Consider the following 14105-nt stretch of genomic DNA (forward strand, 5'->3'; position numbering starts at 1 on the left):
GCCCGCGAAGCGCTTCAGCTTCACCCAAGCCGGAGCGCAGCCATGCTGAAGGACCGCAACTCGTCCGCCATCGTCGCCGTCAGCGACATCGGCCGGGCTCGCCGATTCTACAGCGAGACTCTCGGGCTCGAACTCGCGCCGGACAGCGGCGAAGACCCCCTGATGTTCCGGACCGGGAGCACCACCCTCGGCGTCTACACCTCGGAGTTCGCGGGCACGAACAAGGCCAATGCGGTGGTCTGGGGTGTCGGCGACGAGCTGGAAGCCATCGTCGCCGACCTGCGCGGCAAGGGCGTGTCGTTCGAGCGCTATGACTTCGAGGGCGCCGAGTTCGCCGACGGCATCCACCGCTTCGGCGACTTCCGCGCCGCCTGGTTCAAGGACCCGGACGGCAATATCCTGCACATCAACAGCGGCGACTAGCCTTCCAGCGACACCACCGGCTGCGACGCCAGCACCGGCCGCCTGCTCCGGCCCCTCAGCCAAGCGCGAACGCGGTTCTGGATCGGCGTGTCGATCACGAAGTGGAAGGCGAAGGCGAAGGCGAACGCCGCGACCACCCCGCCGGCCCACAGCGCCCACTGTGCCCCGACCGGCAGGCCGAACCGGGCGATGGCGACATTGGCGACGCCGAACCAGGCGATCCGCACCACCTCGTTGGTGATGAACATCGAGAACGACACCTGCGCGGCCTTCTCGACCCATTTCGACGGACGCGGCGTCGGCGTCGCGCCGGCCGCCAGAATGATCGTGGAGATGCAGGTCAGGGAGATCAGGGCGTTCTTGTCGAAATACTGGACGAAGGCGAGCAGCAGCGCCGCGCCGACCCCGGCCCAGCCGGCCAGTTTCGGGCTGATCCAGACCTTCTGCGCGAACCACGCCAGCGACATGCCGAGGGCGAACAGCGGCAGGGCGCGGAAGAAGCCGTAGCCCATGGGCATCTGATAGACGGGGTAGCCCAGCAGGTTCCACGTGAGCTGATTGGCCAACAGATAGCCGCCGACGCCCAGCGCCAGCACGCTCCACGGTCCCAGCCGCACCAGTCCCTTCAGCAGCCACGGGAAGACGAGATAACAGCCGATCAGGGCCGAGATCGACCAGCTCGGCGCGTTCCAGCCGTAGCCGCCGGGCACGCCATAGGCCTGCGTCAGGGTGATTTGCGCCCACAGCTGGTCCCAGCGGAACCACTCCGGCGCCCGGGGCGAGAACCCGATCAGGCCGCCGAGGACCACGAGGGTGACCAGCGCCGCCCCCATGATCAGGTGGGCGGGCAGCACGCGCAGGTACCGTTTGAGGAAGAAGTCGCCCGCCGACATCCGGCCGCCGGCGACAGAGGCGCCATAGACCCGCATCAGCACATAGCCGCTGTCGATCAGGAAGAAGTTGGTCAGCAGGAAACCGCCCCGCTCGAACACCGGATGAAGGCCTTCGGCCAGCGGCACGGGGCCAGCGCCCTGGAAGTGATGCAGGATGATCAGCCCGGCCACGATGAAACGCAGCGCGTCGAGCCATCCCCCCCTGACGATGGGAAGTGTCTCATTCCGGGTCGAAATCGCGGTCCAGGCCATGGGAAAAGCCTCCTCTGAGGCGAATTCCGCAAGGACCGGGCCGGGCTCAGCGCAGCTCGGGCAGCCGCCGGTTGAACGAGGTCACCAGCCGTTTGCGCCGGTCGGTCAGGGTCTTGCGCCGCCCCTTGGCCACGCTGTGATCCGGCCGTCCCCAGAGTCGGCCCACGGCGTCGGACAGATACTGATGACGGTCGTACTGATGCACCACCGGGCTGATCGAGCCATCGGGATTGACGATCAAGTCGTCGTCGCGGACGTGCATCGGCTCCGTGCTCGCGTCGCCGATCGTCGCCACCCGCTCGAAATTCGGCCGGACATCCGCCTCTATCAGCCCCATGTGGACCGCCAGGTTGAAGGCCGCCTGATCGGCGCCGAAGCCGCCGCCCACCTGCGATCTCGGGATCGCCGCCAGCATCAGCAGGGTGCGGCACAGGCGGCTGACCTCAACCGCCGGACCGCAGATGGTCCCGGCGCACAGGCTCGGCCGGTCCGCGAGGGATGAAGTCATCGACGCTCCGGCCAGGGCCTTGAGGTGTTTCACATTGAACGCGTGCGCCCCGATCCCGCCGCGGCCCTCGGTATAGGCTTCCAGCCGCGTCAGCGGCCGTGCGAACGGATCGCCCTGGAACACCACGTCCCGCACATCCGTCAGCAGGACCTCGGTCACGTCCCGCCGCCGCGAAATCCACCGGTCGTAGGCGGCGAACCGTTCGACGACGGGGTGGGGCGTCCAGGCGTCGCTGACCAGCGGCGCCTCGGCCATGATGTCGAACCGCGCGAGAAACTCTGCCACATCCGGCCGGTCGTCGACCGTCAGCGCCACGACCCCGTCGAAATGGGCCCGGAGAGAACGCACGAACGGCTCGAGATCAGCCGGCCCATAGCCGGTGGCGTAGCCCAGAACCGCCTTGCCCCGGCTCCCCTCGATGCGCGCGCGCGGCTCGGCCACGAGGGCGGAACTCAACCACGAAAGATAGGGTGTCGGCGCTACGGTCACGCTTGGGCGATTTACAGCAAACTGTGGCTAGAAACGGGCTAACCACCTGAATAACAGCGCTCTTTCAGCGTTGTTCCGTCAGCCCCGCACCAGCCGCAGAAACTCTTCCCGGGTCCGGCCGTCGTCGCGGATGACGCCGATCAGGTGGCTGGTGGTCAGGCTGGTCCCCGGCGCGTTGACGCCGCGCAGGGTCATGCAGCTGTGCTCGGCCTCGATGACGACGCCGACGCCCTGCGGCTGCAGCACTTCCTGAATCGCCTTGGCGATTTCCGAGGTCATCTTCTCCTGGATCTGCAGCCGCCGGGCATAGCCCCGCACCACCCGCGCCAGCTTGGAGATGCCGACCACACGGTCCGTCGGCAGATAGGCCACGTGCGCCTTGCCGATCACCGGCAGCATGTGGTGTTCGCAGACGCTGACGAAGCGGATGTCCTTCAGCACGATCAGCTCGTCGTAGCCGCCCACCTCCTCGAACGTCCGCTCCAGATATTCGCGCGGATCGACGTCGTAGCCGGCATACATCTCGCGATAGCTGCGCATCACCCGGTCGGGGGTGTCGACCAGCCCCTCGCGGTCCGGGTTGTCGCCGGTCCAGCGGATCAGCGTCCGCACCGCGGCCCGGACCTCGTCCTCTTCCGGCAGGTCCGCTTCGGGTCGTCGCCCGCCCCGTCGCGGCAACGGCGTCCCCGCCGCCCGCGCCAGCGCCTCGCGCTCGACCCAGCTGCCGTCGCAATCGGCGTCGTGAGTATGGCGGGCGTCATCCATGGCGGCATCCTGCGGCAAGCGGCACGGGACCGGAGCAGTCCTGTCCGCTCCCTTAACGCCCCACGGCGAGGAAGGGGAGCGGGTCAGGCGCGAAAGCGACACCGCTAACCCCTCGTTAACCACACTCCCGGCATTTTCTGCCCAGTGCGGCCCGGCGGGCCAGGCGTAGTCTCGGGGCGTGGAATGAACGGCGCGGAAGTTCTGGATGTGGGCCGCGACGCCCTGTGGCTGACCATCCAGCTGTGCCTGCCCGTCCTCGTCGTCGGCCTCGTCGTCGGCGTGGTCATCGGCCTGTTCCAGGCCCTGACCCAGATCCAGGAGCAGACCCTGGTCTACGCCCCCAAAATCATCGCCATCTTCGTTTCGCTGCTGCTCTTCCTGCCGCTGATGGGCGCCCTGCTGGGCGGCTTCATGCGGACCATCGCCGCGCGCATCGCCGGCATGTGACCTGACGGGTGGAGCCCTACGCCACAGCCGACCAGGTCTGGCAGGGGGCCATGATCTTCGCCCGCATCGGAGCGGTGCTGCTGATGCTGCCCGGCGTGGGCGAAAGCTATGTCCCGCCGCGCATCCGTCTGTCGCTGGCGCTGGTCGTGTCGCTGGCCCTGTGGCCGGTGGTCTCCGGCGCCCTGCCGGCCCTGCCGGAGACGCTGGGCGGCATGGCCGGCTGGATCATCCGCGAGGTCATCGTCGGCCTCGCCATTGGCGCCCTGCTGCGCAGCTTCCTGACCGTGCTGGCCACCGCCGGAGAGGTCGTCGCCCTGCAGACCACCCTGGCCTTCGCCCAGACCGCCAACCCGCTGCAAGCCCAGCCCGGCAGCACCATCTCGGCCTTCCTGATGCTGCTCGGCACGACCCTGATCTTCGCCACCAACACCCATCACCTGTTCATCGCCGGGCTCGTCGGCTCCTATGAGCTGATCGCGCCGGCGAAGCCGCTGGTCACCGGCGATTTCGCCACCATGGCCATCCGCACCCTCGGCGACGCCTTCATGCTGGGCATACAGCTGTCGGCGCCGGTGCTGGTCTTCGCCCTGATCTTCAACCTGGCGTCCGGCCTCGTCGGCCGCGTCATGCCAGCCTTCCAGGTCTATTTCGCCGCCGCCCCGCTCAGTATCATCCTGGGCCTGTCGGTCTTCGCCCTCGGCCTCGGCGTGATGGGAACGGTCTTCATCGACCGCTACCGCGCCCTGGCCAATGTTTTCGCGGGAGGCGCCGGTGGCTGAAGGCGCCGATCCCGAGTCGAAAACAGAAGAGGCGACACCCCGAAAACTAGCCGACGCCAGACAGAAGGGCGATGTCGCCAAGTCCGCAGACGTCGCCTCGGCCCTGTCGCTGATGGGGGCGGCCGCCGTCATCCTGATGTCGGGCAGCTGGTTCGCCACCTCCATCGCCGGCCAGCTCCTGCCCTTCATCGCCGAGCCCCACGCCATGATCGGCGGGCTGGAAACGGGAGCGGGGGTCGAGATCGGCGCCAAGGCCCTGTGGGCCATCGCCCCCTTTCTCGGCGCCGTCATGCTGGCCACCATCCTCGGCGGCGTCGGAGGCAACCTGGCCCAGTCCGGCCTGATCTTCACCGCCGAAAAGCTCAAGCCCGACTGGTCCAAGGTGAACCCGCTGGCCGGGTTCAAGCGCATCTTCGGGCCCGACGGGTTCGTGCAGTTCATCAAGACCTTCCTCAAGCTGCTCGCGGTCGGCGCCATCTGCTGGATGGTGCTCAAGCCGCACGTGCGCGAGCTCGAGAACATGGCCGCCATGTCGCCGGCCCTGATCCTGCCGATGGCCCGCGATCTCGCCCTCGCCCTGATGACCTCGGCGCTGGTTTTCCTCGGCTTCACCGCCGGGGCCGACTACATCTGGCAGCGCTTCCGCTTCGCCGAGCGGATGAAGATGTCCAAGGAAGAGCTCAAGGAGGACTACAAGCAGTCCGAGGGCGACCCGCACGTCAAGGCCAAGCTCAAGCAGATCCGGGCCCAGCGCAGCCGCCAGCGGATGATGCAGAACGTGCCCAAGGCCACGGTCATCGTCACCAACCCGACCCACTATTCCGTGGCGCTACGCTACGAGACCGGCGACGCCGCCCCGGTATGCGTGGCCAAGGGCGTCGACGCCCTCGCCCTGCGCATCCGCGAGGTGGCCCGCGAACACGCCGTGCCGATCGTCGAGAATGTGCCCCTGGCCCGCGCCCTCTACGCCGCGGTCGACGTCGACGAGACCATCCCGCGCGAGCATTTTGAGGCCGCGGCCAAGGTCATCGGCTTCGTCATGCAGCGGCGGAAGACGCGCTGAACCCCGGCGCATAGGGCGCGAACGGGCTCAGCCCCAGCCAGGTCTGCATATCCTTCGCCAGACCGTCGTCGCCGGTCAGCGTCATCCTCTGGTCCGACAGCGCCCCGCGCACGGTCTCATAGCCCATCCAGATCGCCGTCATCGTCCTCAGGTCGACGCTGACATACAGGTCGACGTCGAAGCCCGGATCGGCCGCGCACAGGTCCACCCCGATGTCGGGATCGACCAGCAGCCAGGCGTTCCTCTGGTTGGCCGGCAGGTCGGGATAGATGAACTGGATAACCACCCGCCGCTGCGGCATCGGCGTGGTGTTCAGGCCGCGGTGCATGTCCCACATCAGCAGCTGCACATCGAGATGCTCCAGCGAGACCTCGGCCTTGATGCGCCGCTGGCCCCAGATGCCGAAGGCGTCGACGATCGGCTGCAGCTCCTTGCCGGCCTCGGTCAGCCGGTACTCGACCGCGCCCGAGGCGCCGGTGACCCTCGCCACCACCCCCGCCGCCTGCAGATCCTTCAGCCGCTGCGACAGCAGGGCCGGCGACATGCGCGGCACGCCCCGCCGCAGATCATTGAACCGCGTCGATCCGGCGATCAGCTCGCGCAGCAGCACGATGGTCCATCGCGTGCACAGCAATTCCGCCGCCATGGCGACCGGACAAAACTGGCGGTAGGTTCCCTGAGCCATCGCGGCCTCCCTCGATAAGGGGCAGGATAACGCCGATCGCTCGCGTGAGACAGTTCAGTATCTGTAGCGGCCGGATTCAGTTCCTGAACTGGAGCGGAGCCGTTCCGGCCGTCTAGTCAGCCGCCTCCAACCGACACGACGAGGTGTTCCATGTCGACTTCCCACGCCATCGCCGAACTGGCGACCCGCATCGACTGGCTGGCCCGCGCCGAGGCCGTCGCCGGTCAACTGGCCGCCAACGCCGCCCGCCACGACGCGGAGGACAGCTTCGTGGCCGACAACTATGCGCTCCTGAAAGAGCAGGGCTTCTTCAGCGCCCACGTCCCGGCCGAGCTCGGAGGCGGCGATGCGAACTATGCGGAGACCGCCGCGGTCATCCGCCGGCTGGGTTCCGCCTGCGGCTCGACGGCCCTGACCTATTCCATGCATTCGCATCTGGTCGCCGCCGCCCTGTGGCGCTGGCGCAATCAGAAGGCCCCCACCGACGGCCTGCTCAAGCGGGTCGCGGCCGAGAACCTGGTGCTGATCTCCAGCGGCGGCTCGGACTGGCTGAAGAGCGCGGGCGACGCCGTGAAGGTCGACGGCGGCTTCCGCATCACCGCGCGCAAGATCTTCTCCAGCGGCTGCCTCGCCGGCGATCTGCTGATGACCAGCGCCGTCTATGACGATCCCGAGGCCGGGCCGACCGTGCTCCATTTCGGCGTGCCCTTCTCGGCCGAGGGCGTGGAGATCCACGAGACCTGGCGCGTCATGGGTATGCGGGGCACCGGCTCCCACGATGTCGAGCTGAACGGCGTCTTCGTGCCCGACGCGGCCATCGCCGGCCGTCGCGAGCAGGGCAAATGGCACCCTCTGTTCCACATCATCAGCCTGATCGCCTTCCCCCTGATCTACGCCGCCTATCTCGGCGTGGCGGAGGGCGCACGGGCCAAGGCGCTCGAGGTCGCCCGCCGCCGTCCGGCGGATGAGGGGCTGATGCAGCTGGTCGGGGAGATGCAGAACGCTTTCTCGGCCGCCGAGGCCAGCCACGACCGGATGATCCGTCTGGCCCAGACCGCGACGCCGGGAGCCGACACGACCAGCGAGGTCATGATCGGCCGCACCCTCGTCGGAGAGGCGGCGATCCGCACCACCGAACTGGCGCTCGAAGTCGCCGGCGGCGGGGCCTTCCACCGATCAATGGGCATCGAGCGCGCCTTCCGAGACGTCCAGGGCGCCCGCTTCCACCCGATGCAGCAGAAGGCCCAGCTCCGCTACACGGGCCGGCTGGCACTGGGTCTGGATATCGACGGCTAGGTTACTTCCCGCCCGCCACCGGCAGGGGAATGATCTCCGCCCCGCCTTCCGGCGCCGGCGCCCGCGCCACCTGCGCCACCGGCAGGCGCACGGTGACCGCCGTGCCTTCGCCCAGCGTGCTGTCGATGCTCATCCGCCCGCCGTGCAGCTCCGCGAAGGCCCGCACCAGAGACAGACCCAGCCCCGTGCCCTGACGGCGCTGCTCGATGGCCCCCGCCTGTTCGAACGGCCGGCCCAGACGGCGCACGTCCTCCGGGGCGATGCCGACGCCAGTGTCCGCCACCACCAGCTCCAGATAGGGGCCGATAGCCTCGACCGTGACGGTGACCGTTCCGCCCGGGGGCGTGAACTTAACGGCGTTCGACATCAGGTTCAGCGCGATCTGCTTCAGCGCCCGTTTGTCGGCCGAGACATCGACGGTTTCGGCGGGCAGGACGCCGGTCAGGGCTACGCCCTTCTCTTCGGCGTTGACCCGCACCAGGGCGATGGCGGCCGACACAAGCTCACGCGCGTCGAACCGTTCCAGCGTCAGCACATACCGCTCGGCCTCGATCTTCGACACGTCCAGCACGTCGTTGATCAGCTCCAGCAGGTGCCCGCCGGCCTCGTGGATGTTGTCGACATAGGCCGCGTAACGCTCCGGCATCGGGCCGAACAGCCGCTGGCGCATGATGTCCGAGAAGCCGAGAACGGCGTTCAGCGGCGTCCGCAGCTCATGGCTCATATTGGCGAGGAAGCGGCTCTTGCCGGCCTCGCGCGCCTCGGCCTCGGCCCGGGCGGTCTCAAGCCCCAGTTCGCGCGCGTACTGGCTCGTGCCGTCGAAGGCCTGTGCGATCAGCCGCGGCGCCTCGGCCTCGGGTCCATCCAGCCGCCGCAGGATCAGCTGCACCCGGCGGTCCAGCGCCAGCCTCGGCGCGAACACCGCGGAGGCGTCATGCCCCTGCAGCGCGCGGTCGATGGCCGCCAGCAGCCGCGGACGATCCGGCGCGTGAACCGAGGCGACCAGTCCCTGTTCGAACAGCGGATCGACGGGCAGGGCGGATGGCGGGGCGCCATAGGCCGCCAGCACGCGGCCGGACCGTTCCAGCACCAGCGTCAGGCCCGGCTGGGCCACCAGCAGCCGCTCGATCTTGCCCGCTTCGCTCTCCGCCGCTGTCGCGCGAAGTTCGTTCTGCCGCCACGACAGACGCACCGCCAGCGCCGCCGCACCCGCCGTCATGACCGCCGAAATCGCCGCCAGCCCCGGCAGGTGCGGACCCGGTCCGCCCAGCCAGGCCGAGAACAGCCCCGCCAGCGCGGCCACTCCAACGCCCAGCGCACCGGCCTGCACCAGCCGTACTCCACCGAGCGCCAGTCCGGCCGTCAGCGGCAGGAACAGAAAACCAGCCAACGGACCGGTCAGCCCGCCCGACAGCCCGGCCGCGGTCATCGCCGCCAGCCCCCACAGGCCCAGCAACGTCATACGCTCCGGCCCGCCGTCCCGCTGCAGCAGCGCCAGGCCGGTGACGCCCGGCACGACCATGGCCAGCACGCCGTAGAAAACAGGTCCGTCGACGCCGCCCAGCCAGCGCGCGCCCAAGGCCAGCAGCGCCGCCGCCACCGCCCAGCCGGCGTGCCAGGCGGCAAGCCCCGGCCGGTCGCTTCCGGCCTTGCGGTCGGTCGGCGCATCCTTGGCGGTGATGTCGGCGGGCGTGGGCAAGGCGGGTGCGGGACCGTTTGGCGAGCTTCCGGACATGGAACGCCCGGCCGTAGAGCCTACCGGCCCCGGCGAGTCGGCCAAAGCCCGCACCCTTCTCAGGGGAGCGGCCGATGGCCAAAGCGGCAGAAATCTGGGGAGAGACCCGGCGGTTGTCGTTAACGCCGCACCGGCCTATCTGGCGCCGATGAGTTACGCCGTCCCGCCCGCCTCCTCGATCGACGCCACCCTCGCTGAACTGGTGGAGGAGTTCGATCTGCTGGGCGACTGGGAAGGGCGGATCGAATACGTCATCGAACTCGGCAAGGATCTGGCGCCGCTGCCGGACGCCGACCGGGCCGAGGCCAACAAGGTGCCGGGCTGCGCCGCTCAGGTCTGGCTGGCCGTCCGTCGGGACGGCGACCGGCTGCGCTTCCTCGCCGACAGCGACAGCGCCCTGTCCAAGGGCAACATCGCCCTGCTGCTGCGGCTGTATTCCGGCCGGACGCCGGCGGAGATTCTGGGTTTCGACGCCCGCGCCGCCCTCGACCGGCTGGGCCTGCCATCGGCGCTGACGCGGCAGCGCGCCAACGGCCTGAACGCCATGGTCGGCCGCATCCGCGAGGCGGCGCTGGCCGCCGCCTAGCCCGGCGTCAGTAGTAGAAGCCGCGCGCGGCCAGCACCGCCCGCTCGCCCGGCGCCTCCGTCACGTCGATCTGGATCGTGTATTCTTCCGGGTGCCCGGTGACCCGGTCCCAGCGCCACGGCTCGCCTTCGGACTGCGCCCAGCGGGGATTGTTCCGCACAACCTGCCGCGCCACCATAGCCAGTTCGCGGGCGCTGGCCTGGTTCGACGACACGCCGCAGGTCACGGAATAGGCCGGGACATCGCCCTCGGCCGGGCCTTCCTCGATGCGCACCCGCCAGCGTCCATCCTTGGACACCAACTCGACGACCGTCTCCCACTCTTCCAGCGCGAGGGCGGGACCGGCCGGGCGGCGGAATTCCATGTCGCGTGCGGCGCGGATCGCGCCCTCGAAGGTCTTGGCGCGGCTGGCGAACGGCAGGCAGACCCGCGACATCACGAAGCCCGCGAAAATATCGTCGGCGCGCGCCGGTGCGGGCGCGGACACGACCAACAGACTTGCAGCCACCACGGCGGACGCAACAGACTTCACCAGCACCACCAAGCCCAACTCCCCAGGGCGGCCGATGAACGGCTCTTCCCGTGACGGACCGCTCCTCCGCATGGAGGAAACAGGCCGGGCGAAACCCTAGGGTGGTTGTCCCGACCCGAAAAGTTACGTCCCTGTAACGTGGAATTCCGTGCGTTCCGTCGCTCAGCCGATCCGGTAGTGCGCCGCGAGCGCTCGCAGCCCCGCCTTGAGCAGCAGCTTGCCCTGCCGCCGGCGCAGTCCCAGTCCCTGCTCCGCCGCCTGCAGCGAACTCGCGCGGATGCAGACCTGCTCCACCATCGCCCGCGCGGGGCCGCAGGCCGCCAGCGCCGCCTCGACCCGCCGTCCCGCCGCCAGCGCCCGGTCGCCCGGCTCGGTCCGCGCCGCCGAACCGCCGCCGCAGCGGGGCAGGGCGTCCCAGCGCATCGTCAGCGACGGACCCGCCAACGCCAGCTCCGCCTCCGCCGCCAGCCGGTCCGCGGCGGCCCGCTCGGCCCGGTCGATCCATGGCCGCCCGCCGGCGTCCCGCCGTCCCGACAGCCAGGCGATGGGGGAGGGGGCCAGGTTGGCGCGATGCGTCTCCATCCGCCCGTTCGCGCCCATCACCGTCCGCTCGCCTTCCACGAAGCCCGGCCGCCCGGGCGCCGGAGCGACGGCGTCCTGGCTCTCCCGCCGCTGCACCCAGCCCCCGCCCGGCCGCGCCTTCAGCCCCGGGTCCTCGACCAGCCGCCGGAAGTCCGCCTCGTCCACCGTCGCCACCACGCGAGAGCGCCGGTCCGGTCCGATCCGCACTGCATAGCCGCCCTCGGACCGTGGCTCGATCCAGCCGCCCGGCCGCGCCAGCAGCCGTCGCGCCCGTCCCGCCCCGCCGCTCATACCGGCAGCTCGCACGCGGGCGCCTCCAGCACCGCCTTGGCGCAGCGCTCCAGCCGGTCCAGCAGATCGTCGACGATCGGCCGGTCCCGCCCGTCCTCGGCCCAGCGGCACGCCGCCGCCGCCGTTGCGCGGTTCAGCCCGAACGCATGCCCGACCCGGTCCATCGGCCAGCCGAACGTCACATAGGCCAGATACATCGCCAGCCAGCGCGCCCGGCAGGACCGGCCGTCCAGCCGGCTCCGTGTCTCCATCATCTCCTTCGGCACGCCCGTGGAGGCGGCGACCAGTTGCAGGGCCAGCCCCGCCTTGATCCTGTCCTCCTGCCGCACGGGCACCCGATACGCCTCATCCACCCGATTTCTCCATTCACGCGTGACCCGCTTGGGCCCGCATCCATGGATAGGAAGATATGCCTACGATCCGTCGAAATCGGTCGTATCGAAGGGCGACTTCGGCAAATCGTTAAAAAATGTCGGAGCGTTGACTCGGGGAGTCTCGACGCCGATTCGCAAATCAGCCTACGATTCGTTTTGGGACAGGCGTTAACCCTTCTTAAGGTTTTCCCCGGTTAACGTTCGAACAAGGTTACCCCGAAACGGGGCAGTTACATTTACGGTCAAGCTCTGCCTTGGAGGGGCATCAATGCGCGTCCTGCTTATCGAAGATGATCATGCGACAGCGCAGAGCATCGAACTTATGCTCAAGTCTGAAGGCTTCAATGTCTACACCACCGATCTCGGTGAAGAGGGCATCGATCTCGGCAAGATCTACGACTACGACCTGATCCTGCTGGACCTGAACCTCCCGGACATGAACGGCCTCGAAGTCCTGCGCCAGCTTCGCGTCGGCAAGGTCAATACTCCGGTGATGATCCTCTCGGGCACCTCGGAGATCGAGACCAAGGTCAAGACCTTCGGCGGCGGCGCCGACGACTACATGACCAAGCCCTTCCACAAGGACGAGCTGATCGCGCGCACCCACGCCGTGGTCCGCCGCTCCAAGGGTCACGCCCAGGCCATCATCCACACCGGCGAGATCGCGGTGAACCTGGACGGCAAGACGGTCGAGGTGAACGGTCACCGCGTCCATCTCACGGGCAAGGAATACCAGATGCTGGAGCTCCTCTCCCTGCGTAAGGGCACGACCCTGACCAAGGAGATGTTCCTCAACCACCTCTACGGCGGCATGGACGAGCCCGAGCTGAAGATCATCGACGTCTTCATCTGCAAGCTGCGCAAGAAGCTGGCGACGGCCGCCGGCGGCAAACACTACATCGAAACCGTCTGGGGCCGCGGCTACGTGCTGCGCGACCCGTCGGAATCCAGCGCCCCGATCACCGCCGCCGCCTGAAAGCGCTCAGGCAGCAAGCTTCCGCCAAGCGAGCGGTAGCGCACCAAAGACAAAACGCCCGCCGGATCGCTCCGGCGGGCGTTTTTCGTGGTTCCGGCAGCTTTCAGGGCGCCTGACCGGCATCGTCCTCAGATCACGACCATCAGGTCATAGCGCACCATCTGCGCGCCGCGCTCATAGACGCTTCCGTCCTCATAGGGGCGGATGATGCCGTCTCGCTGGGCCGGGTTGGTGACCGAGGACAGCGCGATGTCGCTGTCGTTCAGCGGTTCGCCCGCCACATAGAGCTGCGACGTCAGCCGCCGGATCCCCCGGGTCGAGATCGCGACGTGAATGTGGGGCGCCCTGACGATCGGGGTTCCGGTGACGGCGTAGGAGACCGGTCGAATGGTTCTGAAGCGGAACGAGCCGTCGCGGCCCGTCAATGCCTTGCCATAGCCCTGGAACCGCAGATCGGGCGCACGTCCGGCCTCCAGATCGTCCGGATGGCGGTAGCGTCCGTGGGCGTCGCACTGCCAGATTTCGACGAGGGCGTCGCTCAGCGGCGTGGCCTCCGCGTTCCAGACCGTGCCGAACACGTGGGTCACCTGGCCCATGGCCTCGGCGTCTCCCGCGCCCAGCCTGACCAGATCTGCGTCCTGATCCCTTGGCGGGTTGTAGGGATAGAAGGGCCCCTCGATCTGCGAAGCGGTGGGAACCTGTTGGGCCCTGACCTTGTGGGCCGAGCCCAGGCCGAAGGCGGCCACGCCGAGCCCGCCCAGCACCAGGCCGCGCCTGTCCAGTTTCGATGTCATCCCACCCTCCCAAGCAGTCAGCCGAATTAACACGGTGGAGCTTGAGCGGAAACACGGCGTTATCCGAGAGGAGTTCGGTTTCGATCCCGGGAAGCTGCGCCGCCGGAGCGGTCTGGCGGCGCGGCGCGGCTCAGAACCCGTAGCGAAGCGTCTCGTTCAGCGTCACCGGCGCGGCCGTCACGCTGAATTTGTGATCGTCGAACACGGGCGGCCCCATCAACTGGTGCGCGCTGTTCGAGACGGACCAGCCGTCCGTTCCGAAGTCGAACTGATCGTTGGCGTTCAGGTCGTGCATGACCATCAGGGCGTAGTCGCCCGGCGTCACGTTCTCGAACGTCAGGGTCACGCCGCCTGCCGTGGCGGCGGCCGTCGCCGTATAGGCCGGCGCGGCGCGCAGGAACTGGTCGCGCGTGTTCAGGCTGGCCATGATGGGGCCGGGGCGGGCCTCGACGCCCGTCAGGTGCACGGTGACGGTTCCGGCCGCGGCGGCGCCGCTGGTCAGGGCGAGGGCGGTCAGGGCGAGCAGCAGGGTCTTCATCAGTTTTCCTCCAGTGATGAAGAACTTTATGATACAAAGTCCTCTTCGCGTCAACAGGCATGGAAAAGGGCGCGATCGTCTCCGACCGCGCCCTTCC

At 68.7% G+C, this 14105-nt stretch carries 17 protein-coding genes; 7 read left to right on the top strand and 10 right to left on the bottom strand.

Features of this window, described 5'->3' with window-relative positions:
- Positions 1 to 42: 42 nt before the first annotated feature.
- Positions 43 to 423, top strand: coding sequence for a VOC family protein (locus tag GGQ87_RS08310; RefSeq protein ID WP_168046461.1), 381 nt, complete (start codon positions 43 to 45; stop codon positions 421 to 423).
- Here GGQ87_RS08310 and GGQ87_RS08315 read toward each other — a convergent pair.
- From GGQ87_RS08315 to folE, 3 genes are all read right to left on the bottom strand, one after another.
- Positions 420 to 1568: an acyltransferase family protein gene (locus GGQ87_RS08315; protein ID WP_168046463.1), complete on the bottom strand. Its 1149-nt coding sequence runs from the start codon at positions 1566 to 1568 to the stop codon at positions 420 to 422. The genes GGQ87_RS08310 and GGQ87_RS08315 overlap by 4 nt on opposite strands.
- Positions 1569 to 1614: 46 nt before the next feature.
- Positions 1615 to 2517 carry a hypothetical protein gene (locus GGQ87_RS08320; RefSeq protein ID WP_342448331.1) on the bottom strand — a complete coding sequence of 301 codons (903 nt, stop codon included), beginning with the start codon at positions 2515 to 2517 and terminating at the stop codon, positions 1615 to 1617.
- A 126-nt stretch (positions 2518 to 2643) separates the two neighbouring features.
- Positions 2644 to 3330 (bottom strand): GTP cyclohydrolase I FolE, encoded by a 687-nt coding sequence (folE, locus tag GGQ87_RS08325; RefSeq protein WP_168046467.1) that lies wholly within the window; start codon positions 3328 to 3330, stop codon positions 2644 to 2646.
- Positions 3331 to 3513: 183 nt separating this feature from the next.
- On the opposite strand from folE, the gene fliQ reads away from it, so the two are divergent.
- Genes fliQ through flhB form a run of 3 tightly spaced genes read left to right on the top strand, consistent with a single transcriptional unit; the run spans position 3514 to position 5619 of the window.
- Complete coding sequence (fliQ, locus tag GGQ87_RS08330) at positions 3514 to 3777, top strand: flagellar biosynthesis protein FliQ (protein ID WP_168046469.1); 264 nt, start codon at positions 3514 to 3516, stop codon at positions 3775 to 3777.
- Between the two features lie 8 nt (positions 3778 to 3785).
- Positions 3786 to 4556, top strand: a complete 771-nt coding sequence (gene fliR / locus GGQ87_RS08335; protein ID WP_168046471.1) for a flagellar biosynthetic protein FliR — start codon at positions 3786 to 3788, stop codon at positions 4554 to 4556.
- Complete coding sequence (gene flhB / locus GGQ87_RS08340; RefSeq protein ID WP_168046473.1) at positions 4549 to 5619, top strand: flagellar biosynthesis protein FlhB; 1071 nt, start codon at positions 4549 to 4551, stop codon at positions 5617 to 5619. Before fliR ends, flhB begins: the two co-directional genes overlap by 8 nt.
- Here the strand turns inward: flhB and GGQ87_RS08345 are convergent.
- Positions 5594 to 6304, bottom strand: coding sequence for a winged helix-turn-helix transcriptional regulator (locus GGQ87_RS08345; protein WP_168046475.1), 711 nt, complete (start codon positions 6302 to 6304; stop codon positions 5594 to 5596). The two genes, flhB and GGQ87_RS08345, sit on opposite strands and share 26 nt — an antisense overlap.
- A 150-nt stretch (positions 6305 to 6454) precedes the next feature.
- On the opposite strand from GGQ87_RS08345, the gene GGQ87_RS08350 reads away from it, so the two are divergent.
- A complete protein-coding gene (locus GGQ87_RS08350; RefSeq protein WP_168046477.1) occupies positions 6455 to 7600 on the top strand; it encodes an acyl-CoA dehydrogenase family protein in 1146 nt (381 codons plus the stop codon).
- Between the two features lies 1 nt (position 7601).
- Here the strand turns inward: GGQ87_RS08350 and GGQ87_RS08355 are convergent, their stop codons facing one another.
- On the bottom strand, positions 7602 to 9299 hold the full coding sequence (locus GGQ87_RS08355) for a sensor histidine kinase (protein ID WP_245161440.1): 1698 nt from the start codon (positions 9297 to 9299) through the stop codon (positions 7602 to 7604).
- A 184-nt stretch (positions 9300 to 9483) separates the two neighbouring features.
- On the opposite strand from GGQ87_RS08355, the gene GGQ87_RS08360 reads away from it, so the two are divergent.
- The gene (locus GGQ87_RS08360) at positions 9484 to 9921 is read left to right on the top strand and encodes a SufE family protein (RefSeq protein ID WP_168046481.1); all 438 of its coding nucleotides are present in this window, start codon (positions 9484 to 9486) and stop codon (positions 9919 to 9921) included.
- A 7-nt stretch (positions 9922 to 9928) separates the two neighbouring features.
- Here GGQ87_RS08360 and GGQ87_RS08365 read toward each other — a convergent pair whose 3' ends face one another.
- The 3 genes from GGQ87_RS08365 to GGQ87_RS08375 all read right to left on the bottom strand — a co-directional run bounded on the left by GGQ87_RS08365 (position 9929) and on the right by GGQ87_RS08375 (position 11679).
- Entirely contained in the window at positions 9929 to 10453 is a 525-nt protein-coding gene (locus tag GGQ87_RS08365; protein ID WP_168046483.1) for a hypothetical protein, read from the bottom strand.
- A 162-nt stretch (positions 10454 to 10615) separates the two neighbouring features.
- A complete protein-coding gene (locus GGQ87_RS08370) occupies positions 10616 to 11341 on the bottom strand; it encodes a DUF6456 domain-containing protein (protein ID WP_342448332.1) in 726 nt (241 codons plus the stop codon).
- On the bottom strand, positions 11323 to 11679 hold the full coding sequence (locus GGQ87_RS08375; RefSeq protein WP_168046485.1) for a chromosomal replication initiator DnaA: 357 nt from the start codon (positions 11677 to 11679) through the stop codon (positions 11323 to 11325). Before GGQ87_RS08375 ends, GGQ87_RS08370 begins: the two co-directional genes overlap by 19 nt.
- Positions 11680 to 11968: 289 nt before the next feature.
- On the opposite strand from GGQ87_RS08375, the gene ctrA reads away from it, so the two are divergent.
- Positions 11969 to 12676, top strand: a complete 708-nt coding sequence (ctrA, locus tag GGQ87_RS08380) for a response regulator transcription factor CtrA (protein ID WP_168046487.1) — start codon at positions 11969 to 11971, stop codon at positions 12674 to 12676.
- A gap of 128 nt (positions 12677 to 12804) precedes the next feature.
- Here the strand turns inward: ctrA and GGQ87_RS08385 are convergent, their stop codons facing one another.
- Together GGQ87_RS08385 and GGQ87_RS08390 are read right to left on the bottom strand one after the other, a co-directional pair.
- The gene (locus GGQ87_RS08385) at positions 12805 to 13470 is read right to left on the bottom strand and encodes a dioxygenase family protein (protein ID WP_168046489.1); all 666 of its coding nucleotides are present in this window, start codon (positions 13468 to 13470) and stop codon (positions 12805 to 12807) included.
- Between the two features lie 130 nt (positions 13471 to 13600).
- Positions 13601 to 14008: a DUF2141 domain-containing protein gene (locus tag GGQ87_RS08390; protein ID WP_168046491.1), complete on the bottom strand. Its 408-nt coding sequence runs from the start codon at positions 14006 to 14008 to the stop codon at positions 13601 to 13603.
- Positions 14009 to 14105: the final 97 nt, after the last annotated feature.

Origin of the sequence: Brevundimonas alba (genome assembly GCF_011927945.1) — a bacterium.
In the GTDB taxonomy this organism is placed as follows: domain Bacteria; phylum Pseudomonadota; class Alphaproteobacteria; order Caulobacterales; family Caulobacteraceae; genus Brevundimonas; species Brevundimonas alba.